Raw genomic sequence first — 20,403 nt, 5'->3', positions numbered from 1 at the left:
AGCTATAGGCATGACTTATAGACAGCATCATAAACCGGTCTTGGACGCTATAGCCGAAAACTTCCATCCTTGCCCCATCAGCGACGCAAGGAGAACCACCATGCAGCATCTCATCGATGGCTTCCGCAAATTCCAACGTGAAGCCTTTTCCCAACGCAGCGACTTGTTCAAGCACCTGGCGACCACACAGAACCCCGGCACCTTGTTCGTGTCCTGCTCCGACAGCCGTGTCGTGCCGGAGCTTCTGACCCAGCAGGAACCCGGCGATCTGTTCGTGATCCGCAATGCCGGCAACATCGTGCCGTCCTACGGCCCCGAGCCGGGTGGTGTGTCGGCCACGGTCGAATATGCGGTGGCGGTACTCGGGGTCAGCGACATTGTGATTTGCGGGCATTCGGACTGCGGCGCCATGACTGCGATTTCCACCTGCAAGTGCCTGGACCATCTGCCGGCCGTGGCCAACTGGTTGCGTCATGCCGAGTCGGCCAAGGTGATCAATGCATCCCGTACGCATGTCTCGGACGCTGCGCGCCTGGATTCATTGGTGCGTGAAAACGTGGTCGCCCAACTGGCTAATCTCAAGACTCACCCCAGCGTTGCGCTGGCCCTGGAACAAGGCCGGACGAACCTGCATGGCTGGGTGTATGACATCGAAACCGGTGGCATCGACGCGCTGGACGGTCGCACCGGACGCTTCGTCTCTCTGCTCGACCATCCAACCACCCGCGCCCACGCTGCCTGAACCTTAACCACCCAAGAGGACATCACCATGTTGCAATCCCAATTCGCCCAAACCCCACGCCTGGCCCTGGCCGATACCGTTATCGACCTCAAGGCACGCAAGAATCTGTCATGGCAGGACCTCACCGATGGCACCGGCCTGAGCCTGGCGTTCGTCACCGCCGCCCTGCTCGGCCAGCACCCACTGCCCAAGGAGGCGGCCGACATCGTGTGCGACAAACTCGGCCTCGACCAGGACGCCAGCCGCCTGCTGCAAAGCGTCCCACTGCGCGGCAGTTTCCCCAGCGGTGTGCCGACCGATCCGACGATGTACCGCTTCTACGAAATGCTGCAGGTCTACGGCTCGACCTTGAAGGCCTTGGTGCATGAGCAATTCGGCGACGGCATCATCAGCGCCATCAACTTCAAGCTGGACATCAAGAAAGTCGAAGACCCGGACGGCGGCTCCCGTGCGGTCATCACCCTGGACGGCAAATACCTGCCCACTAAACCCTTCTGATTTGCCGCCAACCGTCTACGCTCTTGGCACACCAACAAGAACGAGGGACGGTAAATGAAGAGACTGCTCCGACTCACCTGGCTGCTGCTGTTGTGTTGCAGCCAGGTGCATGCCGCCACGGCACAGGAAGCCGATGCCCAAGCCGCCAAGGCCCTGCTGGAAAAGGCCTTGGCGTACTACCACAAGCAAGGTGACAAGGCGTTCGCCGCCTTCAGCCGTCAGGGCGAATTCATCGACCAGGACCGTTATGTGTTTGTGGTCAATACCCAAGGCGTACTGTTGGCCAGTGGCGGGCCCTCCTCCGCACTGATCGGTCGCGACGTGTCCGAGGTACTCGGGCCCGACCTGCAAGCCTCGTTCAAACAAGCCTTGAGCGTGCCGGAAGGCAAGGGTATCCAGCAGGCTGACTATCGCTGGCAGAACTGGAACGACGGCAAGGTCGAACATAAGCATGTGTTTTATCAGCGGGTGGGCGAACGCATCCTGGCGGTCGGTTATTACTTGCCGCGCGCCACGCCAGAACAGGCACGGGCGCTGCGCAACAAGGCGGTGGAAGCGCTGGTCAAGGATGAAACCGGCACGCTCAAGGCGATCAACTCCTTGCAGGGCGGCTTCTTGCAAGATGACCTGTATGTGTTCGTGGTAGACCTGAACACGCGACGCTACGTCGCCCACGGCACCAACCTGCGCCTGATCAACACCGACTTTGCCAAGATCAAGGACCCGGATGGCAAACCGGTGGGTGTGCCGATCCTCAAGATGATGGCCGAGCAGGACCAGGGCGAATACAAATACCGCTGGAAAAACCCGGTGACGGGTAAGGTCGAGAACAAGCACGCTTATGTGCGCAAAAGCGGGCATTTCATGGTTGCGGTGGGATATTACAGCCCCTGACCTGACTTGAAATGCAATCAAACTGTGGGAGCAAGTCGAATCGTCGCGCCGCCCCTCCCACATTTGGTTTCCTACATTCAATTGGACCTAGCGGGCTTTGTCTTCCCGACCACGCAGCACCCGGTTCGGCATCACGATCGCAGCCGCCAACCCCAGCAACGACACTGCCGCACTCACCATCAGCAAATGCCGGAACGTCACCGCCAACTCCCCGCGTAACGCATCCTGCGCCGGGCCGGGTGCGGCGTTGAGGCCGTCAAGCAGCACGTTGCCAGAACTGCCTTCGGCCACCAGTGCGGCGCTCGTCAAATGGGCGAAACTGGAGTCGTGCAACAGCGCCAGCAGCAACGCCGACATGCAAGCCACCCCCACTGCCCCGCCCAGGGAGCGGAACAGGTTGGTGGTGCTGGTGGCCACACCGATATCCCGTTGCTCTACCGAGTTCTGCGTACCCACCAACGAGGTCGGGAACTGCATACCGGCGGCAATGCCGCACAACAGCATGAATACGCTGGTGAGCACCACTGCCTGGGGCGCGCTGTAGGCCATGCCGAGAATCGCCAGCGGGCTCAACACCGCGCCGCTCAGGATCATCGGTTTATAGCGGCCAGTCACCGACGTCATGCGCCCGGCAAAATACGCGCCCATCGGCAAGCCCATCGCCAAGGGCAGCAAGTGCAGGGCCGCACTGTCGGCACCGGCGCCGGTCACGGTCTGGTAACGCAGGGGCATCAGCACGGTCAGGGAAATCGCCTGGAAGCTGGTGACAAAAATCGTGCACCAACACAACACCGCACTGCGGTTGGCAAACAAGTGCATGGGCAGCAGCGGTTCGCGCGCGCGGCGTTCGTGCCACACAAACACGCTCAACGCCAACAGTGCGCAGGCCAGCAACCCCAGCACTTGATCGTCACGCCACGAATGGCCCTGGCCGATTTCGGTGATACCCAGCAACAAGGCGGTGAGGCCGATGATCATCAGCACCGTGCCGAGGTAATCGATGATCGGCTTGCGCTGCGGCACCGGCAGCCCCACCAGAGTGCGATGGGCCACGTACCAGGCGCCTGCGCCCAGCGGCAGGTTGATCAAAAACACCCAGCGCCACGACAAGTACTCGGTCATATAGCCTCCCAGCACCGGCCCCGCCACGCTGGCCACCGCGTACATGCTGCTGAAATAGCCCTGGTACCGGCCGCGTTCGCGAGGGGGAATGATGTCGCCGATGATTGCCTGGCTCACTGAAATCATCCCGCCGGCACCGATGCCCTGGAGAATCCGCGCCAGCACCAATTGCTCCATGCTTTGCGCCATGCCACAAAACAGCGACGCCAGGGTGAACACGCCCATGCCGATCAGCATCATGGGCCGACGCCCATACAGATCGCCAAGCTTGCCGTAGATCGGCACCGCCACGGTCATCGCCACCATATAGCCGGAAATCACCCAGGCCAGCAGGTTGACGTCATGAAACTGCGCGGAAATGGCCGGCATGGACACCGCCACAATGGTCTGGTCCAGGGCGCCGAGGAAGATCGCCATCATCAGCGCAGCAAGAATACTGCGCACGGCGGGAACGGTTGGGGCGGGCTGATTGAGGTGAGTCACGGCAGAACCTTCGAACAAGGCCCGCAGGACAAGATCGCCCGCGGGAATGCTCAATACGATAGCAGGCTATTCGATAGGCTCATAAGCAAGCCCGACGTAATTTTCTGCAATGGTTTTGCGCCCGGCATCCGAGTGGATGAAATAGTCCAGCTCACTCTCGGCAATGCGCTGGCTGAAGGCGTCCGCCTGGGGAAACTCATGCAGCATCGAGGTCATCCACCAGGAAAACCGCTCGGCTTTCCATACCCGGCGCAGGCAGATAGCCGAGTACTTTTGCAGCAAGTCCAGGCGTCCTTCGCGGTACACCTTGAGCAAGATCCGGAACAACGTGCTCACGTCACTGGCCGCCAGGTTCAACCCCTTGGCGCCGGTGGGCGGGACAATATGCGCGGCATCGCCAAGCAGGAACAGGCGCCCGTACTGCATGGGTTCCACCACGAAGCTGCGCAGCGGCGCGATACTTTTTTCAATCGATGGGCCGGTCACCAACTGCTGCGCCAATGAACCGGGCAAGCGGGTTTTCAGTTCATCCCAGAAACGCTCATCCGACCAATCCTCCACAGCCTCGTCCTGCGGCACTTGCAGGTAATAACGGCTGCGCGTCGGTGAGCGCATGCTGCACAGGGCAAAACCCCGTGGGTGTTTGGCATACACCAGCTCGGCGTGTACCGGCGGCGTATCGGCGAGCACCCCCAGCCAACCGAAGGGATAGACCCGCTCGAATACCTTCAAAGCCTGCGCCGGAATCGACTGGCGGGCGACGCCATGGAAGCCATCGCAACCGGCGATGTAATCGCACTCCAGGCGATAGGCTTGGCCTTGGTGATTGAACGTCAGCCAGGGTCGATCACTTTTCAGATCATGGGGCTGTACGTCGCACGCCTCGTACAGCGTGGTAGCGCCGGCGGCTGCGCGGGCGGCCATCAGGTCGCGGGTGACTTCGGTCTGGCCGTAGATCATCACCGATTGGCCACCGGTCAATGCCTTGAGATCGATTGGGATAAGTTGGTCATTAAGGGCAATGTCAAAACCTGTGTGCACCAACCCTTCAACATCCATGCGTTGGCTCACCCCGGCTTCGCGCAACAGGTCAACCATGCCCTGCTCCAACACTCCGGCACGGATGCGCCCCTGCACGTAATCGGAGCTCTGGCGCTCTAGAACAAGGGTTTGAATACCAGCGTTGTGCAGCAGCTGGCCGAGCAGCAATCCAGACGGACCGGCGCCAATAATGGCGACTTGGGTTTTCAGGGTTTTCATTATTTTTATGGCCTTCACGCTTTACCCGAACGTATCGAGTGAAAGAGTTGTCAGTGGAATTGTGGCTGACATTTTTCACTTGAGCGAACCGCATAAGAAGGTGAAAACTGCGTCAAAGCCTGCGCTTTTCGCCAATCGGGGCGATTACCGAACCATTATCCTGAGTATCGGATTGAAACCATGACCAAAACCGCGATTCCGGTCTTCAAGCTTTACGGGGAAAGCCAGCAGTGGCCGACGCCCGATTTGTTGCACTGCGAAACCATTTCCCGGCGCAGTCGGGAATACCAGTGGGAAATCCAGCCCCACCGGCACGCGGATCTGTGCCAACTGCTGTATGTGCACAAAGGCCAGGCACAACTGGAAATCGAAGGCCAGCGCACCACCCTCAATGAAGCGAGCCTGCAAGTGCTGCCGCCACTGTGCGTGCATGGCTTTCGTTTTTCCGAAGATGTGCAGGGTTATGTGGTGACCCTTTCGGCGCCGCTGGTCAGCCATTTGCAGGCGCAATTGGGCGACACCGTCGATGGCCTGCAAACCCTCGGCAGTTATCCTGCGGGCAAGGACAGCGACTACTTGAACAACCTGTTCGTGCGCTTGCAGGACGAATACGCCGAGGATCAACCGGCACGGGACATGATGTTGCACGCCTTGGTCAGCGTGCTGCTGGTGTGGGTCAGCCGCCAGGCGATCCAGCGTCGTCATCCACGCACCCCACGTGGCCGTGAGTATTTTCGGCGTTTCACCCAACTGGTCGAACAGCATTACCGTGAGCACCCCAAGATTGAAGATTTGGCCCACAAGCTGGGCATCTCGGTCTCACACTTGAACGGGACTTGTCGGGAGTTGGGCGGGCAACCGGCATTGCAGATCATGCATGACCGCCAATTGCTGGAAGCCAAGCGCTTGTTGACCTACACCAGCATGACCATCAATGAGATGTCCGAGGTGCTGGGCTTTTCCGACCCGACCAACTTCTCGCGACTGTTTCGCCGCAGGGTCGGGTTTTCACCCAAGGCGTTTCGCGAGCAATTGAAGGCCGAGCAGCCTACCTGAGCGCGCTGAAGCTGCCGGTGCGCGGCACGCATTGGTCCTGATGGCAACTGATGGCGAACGCCGCCGGTTGCATGCGCGTTTGCTCAACGCGATAGGCGGCTGTCCCGTACAACGCAGTCGCCAATGTGCAGAGGGTGAAAATCGTCAGGTATTTTCTGGTTTTGATACTCATGGCACAGACCTCTGAACGGATCTACACGGTGCTGTTTAAAGCATAGGTCAGTCAGCGCAAGTTGCCATGATTGGCTGCCATTCAGCGCGTTTATATCGCCTCAGAGACCGACGTCCCACGCAGGCGCCTCCGGAAACCGCAGTACCAGAAAATCCAGCAGGCTGCGCAGTGCCGAGGGCATGTGCTTGCGCGAGGCGTACACCGCATAGATGTTCATCTGCCGTGGCTCTGCTGCAGGCAGCAAGCGCACCAGTTCACCACTGCGGATCAGGTCACCGGCCTGATAACTGGGGAGCATCGCCACCCCTGCCCCGGCCAGGGTTATACGCAATAACGTGCTGGCCTCGTTGGCGGTGATATTGCCGTGCACCGGCACCGACACGTGTTCGCCCTGCTCTTCGAAATGCCACAGGCTCTTGCCGAAATAGGAGTGGGTCAGGCAGTTGTGCCGGGCCAGGTCTTCGACTTTCTGCGGCGCCGGATGCTCACGCAGATAGGCCGGTGTGGCACACACCACCGAGCGGCACACGGTCAAGCGCCGGGCGATCAGGTTCGGGTCCAGGTCATTGCTGGTGCGGATCGCCAGGTCGATGCGCTCGTCCACCAGGTTCACCGTGCGGTCGAGCATCTGCAAGTCCACCGTCACCAGCGGGTAGCGCTTGACGTACTCGGCAATGGCCGCGCCCAACTGCGCCTGGCCGAACGAGGTACTGACGCTCAGGCGCAACAAGCCCCGGGGCGCGTCATCGGGCTCGCTGACGGCGGCCTGCATATCAGCGCACAGCTCCAGCAATTGCCGGCAGCGCGGCAGGGTTTCGCTCCCGGCAGCAGTGAGGCTGAGCTTGCGCGTGGTGCGGTGCAGCAGGCGCGCGCCGACCCAATCCTCCAGCTCAGCCAGGTAACGCGAGACCACCGGGCGCGACAGGTCCAGATGATCGGCGGCGGCAGACTGGCTGCCCAGGTCCACCACGGTGACAAACACGCGCATTGCTTGAAGACGATCCATGATCTGCCCGATTTCAGAAACAAACTATGTCCAAGCATCGCATTTTTTGTGGTGTTTTATGCAACTAAGCTCTACCCACCCCTTACCAATGGCAGGAGCTGCCCGATGTTCTCGACCTTCAAACGCTTGACCCTGGCCACTGCCGCCCTGGCGTTCGCCGCCCACGCCGCAGCCGCTGAGCTGAAACTGGACGTGTACAACCCCGGCGAAGCGGCGATCTTTCCCGTCAGCTCGGTGCTGGTCAGCGGTGCCAAAGACGCGATCCTGGTGGACGCCCAATTCGGCAAAGGCCAGGCCGAGCAATTGGTGCAGAAGATCCGCGCCAGCGGCAAGCACCTGACCACCATCTACATCAGCCATGGCGACCCGGACTACTACTTCGGCCTCGACACCCTGACCGCCGCCTTCCCCGACGCCAAGGTGCTGGCGCCGCAACCGGTGGTCGACCATATCAACGCCACCGTCGCTGGCAAGCTGGAATATTGGGGCCCGAAAATGGGCGCCGACAAACCGACCAAGACGATTGTGCCGCAAGTGTTGCAAGGCCACAGCCTGACCCTTGAAGGGCAACAGCTTGAAGTGGTGGGTCTGGACGGTCCGCAGCCGGATCGCAGCTTTGTGTGGATCCCGTCGATCAAGGCTGTAGTCGGTGGCGTGGTTGTCGCCGAAAACATTCACCTGTGGATGGCTGACACTCAGGGCGCGCAATCTCATAAAGACTGGTTGAGCACCCTTGAGCGTATTGAAGGCTTGAAGCCAAAAACAGTGATCCCTGGTCACTACCTGGGCACCCCATCGCTGGCCTCGGTGAAATTCACCGCCGACTACATCCAGGCCTTCGACATCGAAACCGCCAAGGCCAAGGATTCCGCCGCCCTGATTGCGGCCATGAAACAGCGTTACCCCACCCTCGCCGACGAAAGCTCGCTGGAATTGAGCGCCAAAGTCGCCAAGGGCGAAATGAAGTGGTGATCGGCTTTAAACCCTAACCCTGATGGAGAACGTCATGAGCAAAATCGCAATCATTGGTGCCACCGGCCGTGCCGGTAGCCAACTGCTGGAAGAAGCCCTGCGCCGCGGGCATACCGTCACCGCCATCGCTCGCAACACCGACAAGCTGGGCGTACGCCCAGGCGTCACGGTCAAGCAGGTGGATGCCCTGGACGCCGATGCCCTGCAACACGCTATCAGCGGCAGCGATGTGGTGATCAGCGCCGCGCACTTTGCCACCTTGCCCGCCAGCGCCGTGATCGGCCCGGTGAAAAAGGCCGGGGTCAAACGCCTGCTGGTGGTGGGTGGTGCAGGTTCGTTGCTGCTACCGGACGGCAGTCGCGTCATCGATAGCCCGGGTTTCCCTGCGGAGTACAAGGCCGAAGCCAGTGCCGGGGCTGATTTCCTGGAAACGCTGCGCCAGGAAACGGAATTGGATTGGGCGTTCCTCTCGCCATCGGCGCTGTTCGACGGGACCGAGCGCACCGGCAAATTCCGCCTGGGCCAGGATGACCTGTTGGTGAGCAGTGACGGTAACAGCTCGATCAGCTTTGCCGACTACGCCATCGCCATGATCGACGAGGTTGAAACACCCAAGCACTCGCGTAAGCGCTTCACCGTTGGCTACTGACACCACGCGGTAAAAAATGTGGGAGGGGGCAAGCCCCTCCTACATTTGTGCCTGGCTGGTCAACCAATCCATCAGGGCCAACAACCCGGCAGAAGGCACTGTCTGCGGCGGATACACCAGGAAGTAGCCCATGCCCGTCGGCACCCGCAGTTCAAACGGCATCACCAGGCGCCCCGCCTTCAGGTCCTCGCCAATCAGCGCACGATCACCGATCGCCACGCCCGAGCCTTGTGCCGCCACCGTCATCGCCAGGTCCAGCGTTTCGAAATGATGCCCCTGGCTCAGACTGCTCAGGCGCGTACCCGCCGCTTTTAACCACAATGCCCAATCCCGCTGATCCCGTGTGGGGTGCAGCAGCACCTGGTGTTGCAGATCCGCTGGCGTGTGCAAGTTGTCCAGCAAGGCCGGCGCACAGACCGGTGTGAGTTGTTCATCGAACAAATGCCGAGCCTGCTCGGACTGCTCGCCGATGGGCGCATAGATCACCGCCGCATCAAATGGCTCGCGACGAAAATCCACGGTGTAGGCCACGGTGGTGGTCAGTTCCACCGGTACATCCGGGCGCTCCCTTTGCCATTGCAGCACGCGTGGCAGTAGCCAGCGCATCACACAGGTGGACGCCTTGAGCTGCAAAACCTCGCGGCGACTGCCGATTTGCTCCACGGCCTCACCGATCACGCCGAACACCTGCTGCACCCGCAGCGCCCACTCGCGACCTTCCTCGGTCAGGCTCAAGCCCCGCGCCTGGCGCACAAACAACCCATAGCCCAAATGCCGTTCCAACCCCGCGATCTGGCGGCTCACCGCCCCCTGGGTGATGTGCAGTTGCTCGGCGGCGCGGGTGAAGTTGCAGCATTGGGCCGTGACCCAGAAGGTGTGCAATGCGGGCAACGGTGGAAGGCGTTTCATTAGGGCGCAGCCATGACGTGAGGACATGGCGAGTATGACTTTTTATCGATTGTTGCCGCTACCGGCCAGCCGGTCCAATAGCGCCTTCAATCCATAACAAGAGCGACCGGCATGGCAACCTGCGGCGAAGTATTGGTCCACCTCCTGAAAGGCTACGGTGTCGATCATGTGTTCGGCATCCCCGGTGTGCATACCGTGGAGCTGTACCGTGGTTTGGCGCGCTCCGGCATCCGTCACGTCACCCCGCGCCACGAACAGGGCGCCGGGTTTATGGCCGACGGCTACGCGCGCACCTGCGGCAAGCCTGGTGTGTGTTTCATCATTACCGGCCCGGGCATGACCAATATCACCACGGCCATGGGCCAGGCCTATGCCGATTCGATCCCGATGCTGGTGATTTCCAGTGTGCAGGCGCGCAGCCAGTTGGGCGGCGGGCGTGGCAAGTTGCATGAGTTGCCGAATCAGAGCGCACTGGTGGCCGGCGTGGCGGCGTTTTCCCATACCTTGATGTCGGCCCACGAGTTGCCCGGCGTGCTGGCGCGGGCGTTTGCACTGTTTCAGGCCGGGCGGCCGCGCCCGGTGCATATCGAGATTCCGTTGGATGTGCTGGTGGAGAATGCCGACGCTCTGCTGGGCAGCCAGCCGGTCAGCGTGGCCCGCGCCGGAGCGGCACCGGCGGCGATCGAGCACATGAGCCGCTTGCTCGCCACCGCCCAACGCCCGCTGATTCTGGCCGGTGGCGGCGCCATCGATGCGGCGCCCGAGTTGACCCGCCTGGCCGAAACCCTCGGCGCGCCCGTGGCCCTGACCATCAATGCCAAAGGCCTGCTGCCTGCCGCACACTCGTTGTTGATCGGCTCGACCCAGACCCTGGCGGCCACCCGCGCCCTGGTCGCCGAGGCCGATGTGGTACTGGCCATCGGCACGGAACTGGCGGAAACCGATTACGACGTGACCTTCGCTGGCGGCTTCAAGATTCCCGGTACGTTGCTGCGCATCGATATCGACCCGGATCAGACCGTACGCAACTACCCACCCGAGGTGGCCCTGGTGGCCGACGCGAAAATCGCCGCCCGGGCGCTGCTCACCGAACTGGACCGCCAGTCACTGGCGCCGCGCAATACCGATTGGGGCGCAGTTCGCGTCGCACGTTTGTGGGCCGAGCTGGAGCCCACTTGGGACGCTGCCACCCGTGCACACACGCGGCTTCTCAACACCGTATTGGAAGAACTGCCCCGCGCCGTGCTGGTGGGTGACTCCACCCAACCGGTGTACAGCGCCAACCTGACCCTGAACCTCGACCGACCACGTCACTGGTTCAATTCATCCACCGGCTACGGCACCCTGGGCTATGCCCTGCCCGCCGCCATCGGCGCCTGGCTGGCGCGCGGCGATAGGCAACCGGTGGTGTGCCTGATCGGCGACGGTGGCCTGCAATTCACCCTGCCGGAACTGGCCAGCGCCGTGGAAGCCCGCACACCGGTGATCGTGCTGTTGTGGAATAACCAGGGCTATGAGGAGATCAAGAAATACATGCTCAATCGGGCCATCGAGCCTGTGGGTGTAGACATTTACACCCCGGACTTTATTGGCGTGGCCAAGGCCCTGGGCTGCGCGGCAGAGAGCATCGAAGGCATCGAGCATCTGCGCTCGGCACTGCGCGCCGCAGCTGATCGCCAGGGGCCGACGCTGATTGAAATCGACCAAGGGCGGTGGGAGTCGACCAAGCCTGGAACTCGCTCTATGTGACTCTGGTTTTCCCCTGTGAGAGGGGCGATCTGTCAGTTATCCGCAATTTTTAGATAGCCCCAGCGACTTTCTGATTTGCCCCACTTGCCCCTGCATGGCCTGATTCGCCCTTGTTCGAACAAGGCAGGCCCATGGAAAACGTTCACGCAAAACCCACCACCGCCGTATGGCTGATGATCAGCGTGGTGCTGGTCGCCCTTAACCTGCGACCGTCAATGGCGGCTGTGGGGCCGTTGTTATCGTCGATTCGCGTGGATGTGCCGTTGAGTTTCAGCAGCGCCGCGTTACTGACCATGTTGCCGGTCATGGCCATGGGCCTGGCGATGTTTGTTGGCATGGGCCTGGCCAAGCGCCTGGGCGAACATCGCAGCATTATGCTGTCGCTGCTGGTGATTGGGCTGGCGACCTTATCGCGGCTGTTGCTGGATTCGGCGCTGGAGCTGATCGTCAGCGCGATTGCCGCAGGGGTCGGCATCGCGCTGATTCAGGCGTTGATGCCGACGCTGATCAAGTCGCGATTCAGCGCTGACGTTTCGCTGTTCATGGGCCTGTATGTGACTGCGATCATGGGCGGCGCTGCGCTGGCGGCATCACTCTCACCCTTGGTGCAAGTGCGCACCGGCAGTTGGCGCATCGGCCTGGCGATCTGGGCGGTACTGGCGCTGTTGGCGCTGGTGTTCTGGTATGCCCAGCGTTCGGCTCTGCCACCCTTGCCTCAAGCAGAATCGAGCATTCGGGAATCATTTTTCAGCAATCGCCGCGCCTGGTTGCTGGCGATCTTTTTTGGCCTGGGCACGGCGTCCTATACCTGTGTATTGGCGTGGCTGGCGCCGTACTACGTCGAACAGGGCTGGAGCGAGCAGAATGCCGGCTTGCTGCTGGGCTTGCTGACCGCCATGGAGGTGATCTCCGGCCTGGTCACTCCGGCCATCGCCAACCGACGCCAGGATAAACGCGGCGTGATCGCGGTGCTGCTGGTGCTGATCATCCTCGGGTTCTGCGGCCTGATCCTCAGCCCGCAACACTGGAGCCTGCTATGGCCTTGCCTGCTCGGCCTGGGTATCGGCGGGTTGTTTCCCATGAGCCTGATTGTGTCCCTCGACCATCTCGACAACCCACGGCGCGCCGGTAGCCTTACCGCATTTGTACAGGGCATCGGTTACCTGATTGCCGGCGTGTCGCCCTTGATTGCCGGAGTGATCCGCGATCAATTGGGCAGCTTTGAAGGAGCCTGGTGGTCGCTGACCGCGGTGACTGTGGTGATGCTGCTGATGGTCCTGCGCTTCAACCCCCGGCATTACGTACGACATATCCGCTGACGTCGTATTACAAACAGTATTTGTCCCACACGAAACATTGACGAGTCCTACAGAGCTTTCTATTGGTACGAGCGTTCCGTTAACATTTTGCCCAGTCTTGTACTGAGTTCGGTACAAAGGGTTTACGGACGAAACCGATGCTAAACAGTAACTCGCTCAGAAAGCTCGATATGCAGGATTTGATGGTGTTTATCGCCGTCTACGACCAGAGCAGCGTTACTGATGTGTCCGAAACGCTGTTCGTCAGCCAGTCCACGGTGAGCTACAGCCTGAAGAAGTTGCGCACCAGCTTTGAGGATGAGCTGTTTATCAACACACGGGCCGGTATGCGTCCGACGTACAAGGCCACCACCATGTACGGGCATGTGCAGAAGATCCTGGAAAGCATCAACCTGTGTCACGCCGGTGGCCAGGCCTTTGACCCGACCCAACAGGCGGTGACCTTCAATGTGTGCGCCCCGGAATACTTCGAGCAACTGATCCTGCCACGGCTGTTGAAGCACTTCGACCATGCCGACCTGCCGGTGATCGTCAATGTGCAGAAGCTGGAAACCGACATTCCCGTCGATGACCTGCGTGAAGGCCGCCTCGACCTGGTGATCTGCTTCGGCCCGCACTTTCATCGCACCCATAAAGACTTCAAGACCCAGATGCTGCTGGAGGATGACCTGGTTTGCGTGTTCGACCAGCGCTCGGCACCCAGGGAGCCGGCCTTCAGCCTGCAATCTTTCGTCGAGCGGCGTCACATATTCCCCACGCCATGGTCCTCCGACACCAACATGATCGACGGCTGGCTCGCACGTCAGGCGCGCAAGCGCCAGGTGATCGCACGGGCCAACAGCTACAGCGCAGCGTTGAAGATGATTACCGGCACCGACTTCATCGTCACCCTGCCGCGTCGCGTGCAAAAGTTGCTGGCGCCGGCACCGGGGTTCGGTGTGTGCGAAGCACCCAACGGTTTGCCGGGGTTCACCCTGGATATGCATTGGAAGGAAACCAATGGGCAAGACAGCGCCAATAGCTGGTTTCGTGAGCAAGTGGTGAGGGTGTGTGAGGAACAGCTGCAAGCGGCAAGTTGAAGGCGCCAAGCAGTCTCTACAGTTGCTTTTAGCTTGGAGCCGGGAGCTTGTCACTCATGAACGCCTCCAGCCGCGAACGCATCCAGCGCTCCGCCGGGTCGGTGTCGACGTGGCTGAGCCAGACCATCGACAAATCCAGGGTCGGGGTCTGGAAGGGAAACGGCTCGCAGTACAAATTGCCGCCGGCGGCCATGGCTTGGGCAGTGTAATCCGGCAGGCTGGCGATCATGTCGGTGCCGGCGAGCAACGCCGGCAGCGAACTGTATTGCGGCACCGACAGCACCACATGGCGCTTGCGGCCCACCTCCGCCAGCCACTCATCGGCAAACCCGGCCACGTTGGCAGTGTGGGACACCAGCACATGGGGCCGTGCGCAATATTCATCGAGGGTCAGCGGCGTGTCCGAGGCATCGGCGCGCAGCAGGCAGGGGCGGATATGCCGCAACAGCTTGCGCTTGGCATTTGCCGGCAGGCCGCGGGTCTGGGTGATGCCGACGGTGATATCGCCCGACGCCAGCAAGTCGGGAATACGCCAGTAATCCACGTGCTGCACCACGAACACCACCTGCGGCGCCTCCTGGCGCAAGGCACGCAGCAACGGTGGCAGCAGGCCGAACTCGACGTCATCGGACAGGCCGATGCGAAAGGTCATGGTACTGATGGACGGATCAAAGTCATGGGTCAGGCTCAGGGCCGATGACAAGGAATCCAGGGCCGGCGACAGGTGCTGGATGATTTCCTCGGCACGGGCCGTGGGCTCCATGCGATGGCCGACACGAATGAACAACGGGTCGTTGAACAAGGTGCGCAGGCGGTTGAGGGCCGAACTGATGGTGGGCTGGCCGAGAAACAGCTTCTCCGCCACCCGCGTCACATTGCGCTCAAGCATCAGCGCTTCGAAGACCACCATCAGGTTGATGTCGGCCTTGCGTAGTTCATTGCGATTCATCGGCGCCCACCCCTCTCCCCAAGACAAGCCGCAGTTTAGAAAGGCCACGGGGCTGCGTCTATGTGCGCACTGCTCATCAGGCGGTTTGGGGACTATAAATCAGCGCTTGAGGGTTATGTAAGCCTCACAGAACAACTGTGGGAACGGCCTATCCCACTCCCACAGCTAGATTGTGTTTACCTTGAAGTCAGGGTTTCAGCGGGCGCTCCTGGTCCCGTTCGGAAAGCTCCGTGCCGTCGTCTGGGTGCTTCCAGGTTTGCGGCTTTTCTTCCTCTGGCCGCCGCCGAGGATGTTCACGTTCTGGCTCACTGTGCTGCTGGTGTTCGTTGCCCATAGCCACCTCCCATCCGTAAGAATTGGACACAAGCTCAAGCATAGAACAGGTCTGAAAAATCGGATGGCCGTTTTGACTGATAGCCAAAACACATCAATGCATCCATATTTGTCACTTATCATTTCTAAATGTGTCAGCCACTATCCCCAGTCTTAAGCGAAACAAGCACTTTAAAAAGAACGCTGGAGACACAAAATCATGACTAGCCCTTCCCGGCCCGCCCCTGCCAGCTCGAAAGTAGGCGCTGTACTGCGCGTTACTTCGGGCAACTTCCTCGAACAGTTCGACTTCTTTCTGTTCGGGTTCTACGCGACCTATATCGCCGCCGCGTTCTTCCCCGCCGCTAATGAGTTTGCGTCATTAATGATGACCTTCGCCGTGTTCGGCGCGGGCTTCCTGATGCGACCACTGGGTGCAATCATTCTGGGTGCCTATATCGATGACGTGGGCCGTCGCAAAGGTTTGATCGTGACCTTGTCGATCATGGCCAGCGGCACGCTGTTGATCGTGCTGGTGCCCAGTTATCACACCATTGGCCTATGGGCGCCGCTGCTGGTGCTGCTGGGCCGCCTGCTGCAAGGCTTCTCGGCCGGTGCGGAATTGGGCGGCGTCTCGGTTTACCTGTCTGAAATGGCTACGCCGGGCCGCAAAGGGTTCTACACCAGCTGGCAGTCGGGCAGCCAGCAGATCTCCATCGTGGTCGCCGCCGCGCTGGGTTATGGCTTGAACGTGTGGATGGAACCGTCGGTGGTCGCCGATTGGGGCTGGCGTATTCCGTTTGCCGTAGGTTGCGTGATCATTCCGTTTATCTTTGTGCTGCGTCGCAACCTGCAGGAAACCGAAGAGTTCGCCAACCGCAAGCATCGCCCGACCATGCGTGAAGTGATGGCGACCCTGGTGAAGAACTGGACCGTGGTGATCGGCGGCATGTTGATGGTGGCCATGACCACCACCGCGTTCTACCTGATCACCGTGTACGCACCGACCTTCGGCAAGACCGTGCTGCAACTGAGCACTTCCGATGCCCTGCTGGTGACCTTGCTGGTGGCGGTGTCGAACTTTTTCTGGCTGCCGATCGGCGGCATCCTCAGTGATCGCTTTGGCCGCAAACCGGTGCTGATCGCCATGACCGTGCTGACTGTTCTTACTGCTTATCCAGCGCTGTCCTACGTGGTCAACGCGCCAAGCTTTGCGCACATGCTGGAAACCCTGTTGTGGTTCTCCTTCCTCTACGGCCTGTACAACGGCGCAATGATCCCGGCGCTGACCGAAATCATGCCGATGGAAGTGCGCGTGGCGGGTTTCTCCCTGGCTTACAGCCTGGCGACTGCAGTCTTCGGTGGCTTCACGCCGGCGATTTCCACCTGGTTCATCCACATCACTGAAGACAAGGCATCTCCCGCCTATTGGATGATGTTCGCCGCACTGTGTGCGCTGTGTTCAACCCTGGCGTTGTATCGCCACGCCAATACCCGTGGCCAAGTCATGCAGGAGGCGGTGCAATGAAGCCTTTGTTCAAATCCCTCACTGCCGTCGTCCTCGGCGCCCTGGCGCTGACGGCCCAGGCCGAAGAGCTCAAGGTGATGACCTCCGGTGGTTTCACCGCCGCCTATAAACTGCTTGGCCCGCAATACGCCAAGCAAAGCGGTGACACCCTCGACACCATTCTCGGCCCGTCCATGGGCAAGGCGCCGGAAGCGATTCCCAACCGCCTGGCCCGCGGCGAGCACGCCGACGTGGTGATCATGGTCGGCTACGCCCTGGATGAGCTGATCAAGCAAGGCAAGGTCGACCCCGCGTCCCGCGTGGAACTGGCCGATTCGCGCATTGGCCTGGTGGTGAAGGAAGGCGCGCAAAAACCTGCGATCAATACCGACGCCGAACTCAAGGCCGTGCTGAGCAAAGCCAAATCCGTGGCGTACTCGGACAGCGCCAGCGGTGTGTACGTCGAGAAAGAGTTGTTCAAGAAACTCGGTATGCCGGCCAAAGGCACTATGATCGAACGCGTGCCGGTGGGCGAGCAGGTGGCCAAGGGCGACTACGAAGTCGGCTTGCAGCAGGTGGCTGAATTGTTGCCGGTCAAGGGTGTGACGTTTGTCGGCAAGATCCCGGAAAACGTGCAATCGGTGACACGCTTTGCGGCGGGCATTCCGGTCAACGCCGAACACCCGGACGAAGCCAAGGCGCTGCTGGAGTTCATGGCCTCGCCCGAAGCTCAACCGGCGGTGCAATCCACCGGCCTGGACTCGGTGTCACGCTGACCGAAACGGCATCTCCCGCACCAATCGTTCCAACTCCAGCGCCGCGGGCGGCAATGTCCGCCCGCGGCGCTTGATCAAGCCCACATTGCGCATCACCTGCGGCTCTACCAGCGGCACACTCACCAGAATCGGGTGCTCGCACGCCGGCATCGCAATCGACGGCACCATCGCCACGCCCAGCCCCGCCTCCACCAGCCCGATCATCGTGGTCACGTGGTGGGTCTCGCAGATACTCGGCTTTTTCACCCGCACGCCACGCAGCGCCTGGTCGAGCAGGAAGCGGTTGCCCGAGGTTTTGTCCACGCTGATGTAGTCGTGTTCATAGGCTTCTGTCCAGGTCACGCTCTCACGCGTGGCCAACGGATGGTCACGCCGACAGGCAAGCACATAGCGTTCCTGCAACAACAGCTCGAACTCGACCTCGTCGGCCAGGCTACCGCTGAAGCTCACGCCGAAATCCGCTTCACCGCTTGCCACCGCATTGCTCACCTCACCAGCACTGGCATCGAGCACCCGCAGGCGAATCTTCGGATACAGCTTGTGGAATTCGGAGATCACGTGGGGCATGAAGTAATACGCGGTAGACGGCACACAGGCGATGGTGACGTTGCCCATGCGTGTGGACGCGACGTTGCTGATGCCCATCAAGGCGATGTCGAGATCGTCGAGCATTCGCTCCACCTGGGGCAAGAAGGCACGACCGACCATGGTCAGACTGACCCGCCGTGTGGTGCGTTCGAACAGCTTTACATCCAGGGCGGATTCAAGCTTCTCGATGCGTCGGCTGAGGGCCGGCTGCGAGATACGGATGGCCTCGGCGGCGCCACGGAAACTGCCCTTGTCTACCACGGCGCGGAAGGCTTGGAGGTCGTTGAGGTCGAAATTGATGATCACGGGAGGCGGGCCAAAGTGGTCGGGGTGACGAGCATTATCGTATGGGAGCCGATGGGATGCCATGCGAGCCGGGGCGGCTTTATCGAGATAATCCTGTTACAGATATCAAGTCATACATTTCAGCAGCTTATCGGCCATCTACGGCCACGCGATCGCCAAAACGGGTCAATACTTGCGGCCTGACCTACACAACTGGAGACGCGACACCCCATGCAAACCTACCCCTTCTGGATGGACGACGAGACGCCGGATATCGGCATTGATCAGTTGCTTCTTGCATCGCGCCAATGGTCAAGTAGGATTGAATCCTACTCACTTCTGGCGGACATCCCAATGCGCTCAACCCAGCAAATGAGCATCACCTTGCCCCTTGAAATGGCGGCCCTGGTCAAAGCCAAGGTGGCTGCAGGCGAATATGCCAGCGAAAGCGAAGTGATTCGCGACGGATTGCGGGTGCTGCTGGCACGTGACCGTGCCATGGAAGATTGGCTGAGGGACGAAGTCATCCCGGCAGCGACCGCTCTTGAGGCACAGCCTGAGCTCGGGTTATCTGCAGAACAGGTTCGCGAGCATATGGCAGCCAGGCGTCAACGCAAAGGCATCGGGAACGCGTGAGCTACTCGGTGGTTTTTTCGCCTGAAGTCCTGACGCAACTCAATGCCCTTGAGGATTACATCTGCGATGCCGGCTCCCCCTTGGTAGCGACGCGCTTTATCGACAATCTCGTCAGCTACTGTGAAAACCTCGCCCTGTTCCCCTTGCGTGGCACGCGCCGTGACGACCTGCTTACAGGCTTGCGCATCACGCACTATCGTCGCAGCACCATCATCGCGTTCAGGGTGAGGCCTGATTGCGAAACGGTGTCGATAGTGGGGGTATTTTATGGCGGGCAAAACTACGCGGCGCTGTTCCAGGGTGAGGGGAACGACTGCTCATTGATTGACGAAAAGCCTGCTGAAAACTGATCGGCAGGCTTTTAGCGCTTAATCGACTGATAATTTCTCCCACGCCGCTGGCGCACTGAAAAACGCCTGCGCGTTACTGTCCAGCGTCTCCAAGTGATAACCCCCTTCCTGCACGATCAAGCATGGCAACCCCAGCCCTCGAATGCACTCGCCCAACCGCGCAAAGCCTTCCCGCGTCACCGCGACTTTGCTTTGCGGGTCCAACTCGTAAATATCAAAGCCCAGTGACAACACCAGCACATCCGCCGAGAAATCCTTCACCGCTGCCAGGGCCAGCTCCAGCTTGTCGAAAAACAGCGCTTCGCTGGCACCGTGGGGCATGGGCAGGTTGAGGTTGAACCCTGAGCCTGCACCATCGCCTCTTTCTTCGGCAAAGCCCGCCACCCCGGGATAGAAGTTGGTGGGATCGCCATGGATCGACGTGTAGAGCACGTCATCGCGCTGGTAGAAAATCTCCTGGATGCCTTGGCCGTGGTGCATGTCGGTATCGAGCACCGCGACGCGCTGGAAGCCTTGGCGTAACGCTTGCGCAGCCACCGCCGCATTATTGATGTAACAGAAACCACCCGCCGCATCGAAGCGGGCGTGATGACCCGGTGGTCGGCACAAGGCGTAGGCGGCAGGTGCGCCTTCGAGGATCGCCTTGGCAGCGGCAACGGCGCTTTGGGCTGACCAATACGCCGAGCGCCAGGTCAGTTCACCGATCGGGCAACTGCCATCTGCCAGGTAACGTGCCGCCTGGGCCAGAATGCCGCGCAGGGCGTTGGGCTCGCGCACGAAGATGTTGGACATGACTTCGTCGCCCCAGTCTTCAGGAATTTCCTTCCAGCGCTGGTGAGCCTCTTGAAGAAAATCCAGGTAGGCCGCGCCATGCACGGCGAGCAGCGGTTCCATACCGTAGTCGCTTGGTTGCTGGATATCAAAGCCCAGGGTTTGCGCAGCCAGCAGCAGGTTGCGCGCACGCTCGGGGACCTCCTGTGGCGTGCGCATCTGGCCACGAGAATAGTAGCTGCGTGGGTGATGCAGCAGTTGTTCGGGATGGAAAAACGTATTCATAGGATGCTCCTGGATAAACACAGAACCTGTGGGA

Annotated in this window: 21 protein-coding genes; 13 read left to right on the top strand and 8 right to left on the bottom strand. The window is 60.5% G+C overall.

Annotated elements, in window-relative coordinates:
* Positions 1-100: 100 nt before the first annotated feature.
* From E4O97_RS17750 to E4O97_RS17740, 3 genes are read left to right on the top strand one after another with little or no spacing between them, the layout of a single operon-like run.
* Positions 101-742, top strand: a complete 642-nt coding sequence (locus tag E4O97_RS17750; protein ID WP_248161860.1) for a carbonic anhydrase — start codon at positions 101-103, stop codon at positions 740-742.
* A gap of 27 nt (positions 743-769) precedes the next feature.
* On the top strand, positions 770-1,240 hold the full coding sequence (cynS, locus tag E4O97_RS17745; protein ID WP_005786081.1) for a cyanase: 471 nt from the start codon (positions 770-772) through the stop codon (positions 1,238-1,240).
* Positions 1,241-1,294: 54 nt separating this feature from the next.
* A complete protein-coding gene (locus tag E4O97_RS17740) occupies positions 1,295-2,134 on the top strand; it encodes a cache domain-containing protein (RefSeq protein WP_248161858.1) in 840 nt (279 codons plus the stop codon).
* An 87-nt stretch (positions 2,135-2,221) separates the two neighbouring features.
* Here E4O97_RS17740 and E4O97_RS17735 read toward each other — a convergent pair whose 3' ends face one another.
* Complete coding sequence (locus E4O97_RS17735; protein ID WP_078820688.1) at positions 2,222-3,739, bottom strand: MDR family MFS transporter; 1,518 nt, start codon at positions 3,737-3,739, stop codon at positions 2,222-2,224.
* A gap of 66 nt (positions 3,740-3,805) precedes the next feature.
* Positions 3,806-4,999, bottom strand: coding sequence for a 4-hydroxybenzoate 3-monooxygenase (pobA, locus tag E4O97_RS17730; RefSeq protein WP_148852365.1), 1,194 nt, complete (start codon positions 4,997-4,999; stop codon positions 3,806-3,808).
* Positions 5,000-5,179: 180 nt separating this feature from the next.
* Here pobA and E4O97_RS17725 point away from each other — a divergent pair, with 180 nt between their 5' ends.
* Positions 5,180-6,055, top strand: coding sequence for a helix-turn-helix domain-containing protein (locus E4O97_RS17725; RefSeq protein WP_248161856.1), 876 nt, complete (start codon positions 5,180-5,182; stop codon positions 6,053-6,055).
* Here E4O97_RS17725 and E4O97_RS17720 read toward each other — a convergent pair.
* Together E4O97_RS17720 and E4O97_RS17715 are read right to left on the bottom strand one after the other, a co-directional pair.
* Positions 6,048-6,227: a hypothetical protein gene (locus tag E4O97_RS17720; protein WP_248161854.1), complete on the bottom strand. Its 180-nt coding sequence runs from the start codon at positions 6,225-6,227 to the stop codon at positions 6,048-6,050. The two genes, E4O97_RS17725 and E4O97_RS17720, sit on opposite strands and share 8 nt — an antisense overlap.
* Positions 6,228-6,327: 100 nt before the next feature.
* The gene (locus E4O97_RS17715; protein ID WP_005786071.1) at positions 6,328-7,233 is read right to left on the bottom strand and encodes a LysR family transcriptional regulator; all 906 of its coding nucleotides are present in this window, start codon (positions 7,231-7,233) and stop codon (positions 6,328-6,330) included.
* A gap of 105 nt (positions 7,234-7,338) precedes the next feature.
* Between E4O97_RS17715 and E4O97_RS17710 the strand changes: the two genes are divergently transcribed.
* Both E4O97_RS17710 and E4O97_RS17705 read left to right on the top strand, forming a co-directional pair.
* Positions 7,339-8,205: an MBL fold metallo-hydrolase gene (locus tag E4O97_RS17710; RefSeq protein WP_032877249.1), complete on the top strand. Its 867-nt coding sequence runs from the start codon at positions 7,339-7,341 to the stop codon at positions 8,203-8,205.
* Between the two features lie 34 nt (positions 8,206-8,239).
* Positions 8,240-8,854, top strand: coding sequence for an NAD(P)-dependent oxidoreductase (locus tag E4O97_RS17705; RefSeq protein ID WP_032877250.1), 615 nt, complete (start codon positions 8,240-8,242; stop codon positions 8,852-8,854).
* Positions 8,855-8,893: 39 nt separating this feature from the next.
* Here the strand turns inward: E4O97_RS17705 and E4O97_RS17700 are convergent, their stop codons facing one another.
* Positions 8,894-9,763, bottom strand: a complete 870-nt coding sequence (locus tag E4O97_RS17700; RefSeq protein ID WP_248161852.1) for a LysR substrate-binding domain-containing protein — start codon at positions 9,761-9,763, stop codon at positions 8,894-8,896.
* 111 nt (positions 9,764-9,874) lie between these two features.
* Between E4O97_RS17700 and E4O97_RS17695 the strand changes: the two genes are divergently transcribed.
* The 3 genes from E4O97_RS17695 (at position 9,875) to E4O97_RS17685 (ending at position 13,910) form a co-directional block, all read left to right on the top strand.
* Positions 9,875-11,512, top strand: a complete 1,638-nt coding sequence (locus tag E4O97_RS17695; RefSeq protein WP_248161850.1) for a 5-guanidino-2-oxopentanoate decarboxylase — start codon at positions 9,875-9,877, stop codon at positions 11,510-11,512.
* A gap of 131 nt (positions 11,513-11,643) precedes the next feature.
* On the top strand, positions 11,644-12,831 hold the full coding sequence (locus E4O97_RS17690; RefSeq protein ID WP_103733519.1) for a cyanate transporter: 1,188 nt from the start codon (positions 11,644-11,646) through the stop codon (positions 12,829-12,831).
* 137 nt (positions 12,832-12,968) lie between these two features.
* Positions 12,969-13,910: a LysR family transcriptional regulator gene (locus tag E4O97_RS17685; protein WP_032877254.1), complete on the top strand. Its 942-nt coding sequence runs from the start codon at positions 12,969-12,971 to the stop codon at positions 13,908-13,910.
* A gap of 28 nt (positions 13,911-13,938) precedes the next feature.
* Here the strand turns inward: E4O97_RS17685 and E4O97_RS17680 are convergent, their stop codons facing one another.
* A complete protein-coding gene (locus E4O97_RS17680) occupies positions 13,939-14,859 on the bottom strand; it encodes a LysR substrate-binding domain-containing protein (RefSeq protein WP_032877255.1) in 921 nt (306 codons plus the stop codon).
* A gap of 532 nt (positions 14,860-15,391) precedes the next feature.
* Here E4O97_RS17680 and E4O97_RS17675 point away from each other — a divergent pair.
* Positions 15,392-16,699 (top strand): MFS transporter, encoded by a 1,308-nt coding sequence (locus E4O97_RS17675; RefSeq protein ID WP_248161848.1) that lies wholly within the window; start codon positions 15,392-15,394, stop codon positions 16,697-16,699.
* Positions 16,696-17,454 (top strand): substrate-binding domain-containing protein, encoded by a 759-nt coding sequence (locus E4O97_RS17670; RefSeq protein ID WP_078820596.1) that lies wholly within the window; start codon positions 16,696-16,698, stop codon positions 17,452-17,454. The genes E4O97_RS17675 and E4O97_RS17670 overlap by 4 nt, the downstream gene beginning before the upstream one ends.
* Here E4O97_RS17670 and E4O97_RS17665 read toward each other — a convergent pair.
* Positions 17,446-18,348, bottom strand: coding sequence for a LysR family transcriptional regulator (locus tag E4O97_RS17665; RefSeq protein WP_057701145.1), 903 nt, complete (start codon positions 18,346-18,348; stop codon positions 17,446-17,448). The two genes, E4O97_RS17670 and E4O97_RS17665, sit on opposite strands and share 9 nt — an antisense overlap.
* A gap of 210 nt (positions 18,349-18,558) precedes the next feature.
* On the opposite strand from E4O97_RS17665, the gene E4O97_RS17660 reads away from it, so the two are divergent.
* Both E4O97_RS17660 and E4O97_RS17655 read left to right on the top strand, forming a co-directional pair.
* On the top strand, positions 18,559-18,963 hold the full coding sequence (locus tag E4O97_RS17660) for a type II toxin-antitoxin system ParD family antitoxin (RefSeq protein WP_216090888.1): 405 nt from the start codon (positions 18,559-18,561) through the stop codon (positions 18,961-18,963).
* Positions 18,960-19,313, top strand: coding sequence for a type II toxin-antitoxin system RelE/ParE family toxin (locus E4O97_RS17655; protein WP_216090887.1), 354 nt, complete (start codon positions 18,960-18,962; stop codon positions 19,311-19,313). Before E4O97_RS17660 ends, E4O97_RS17655 begins: the two co-directional genes overlap by 4 nt.
* A gap of 18 nt (positions 19,314-19,331) precedes the next feature.
* Here the strand turns inward: E4O97_RS17655 and E4O97_RS17650 are convergent, their stop codons facing one another.
* Complete coding sequence (locus tag E4O97_RS17650) at positions 19,332-20,369, bottom strand: histone deacetylase family protein (RefSeq protein WP_248161846.1); 1,038 nt, start codon at positions 20,367-20,369, stop codon at positions 19,332-19,334.
* Positions 20,370-20,403: the final 34 nt, after the last annotated feature.

Source organism: Pseudomonas sp. W15Feb34 (genome assembly GCF_023127765.1).
GTDB lineage: Bacteria > Pseudomonadota > Gammaproteobacteria > Pseudomonadales > Pseudomonadaceae > Aquipseudomonas > Aquipseudomonas synxantha_A.
Note: the sequence above shows the minus strand (reverse complement) of the source record. Positions and strands in the feature narration are given on the sequence as shown.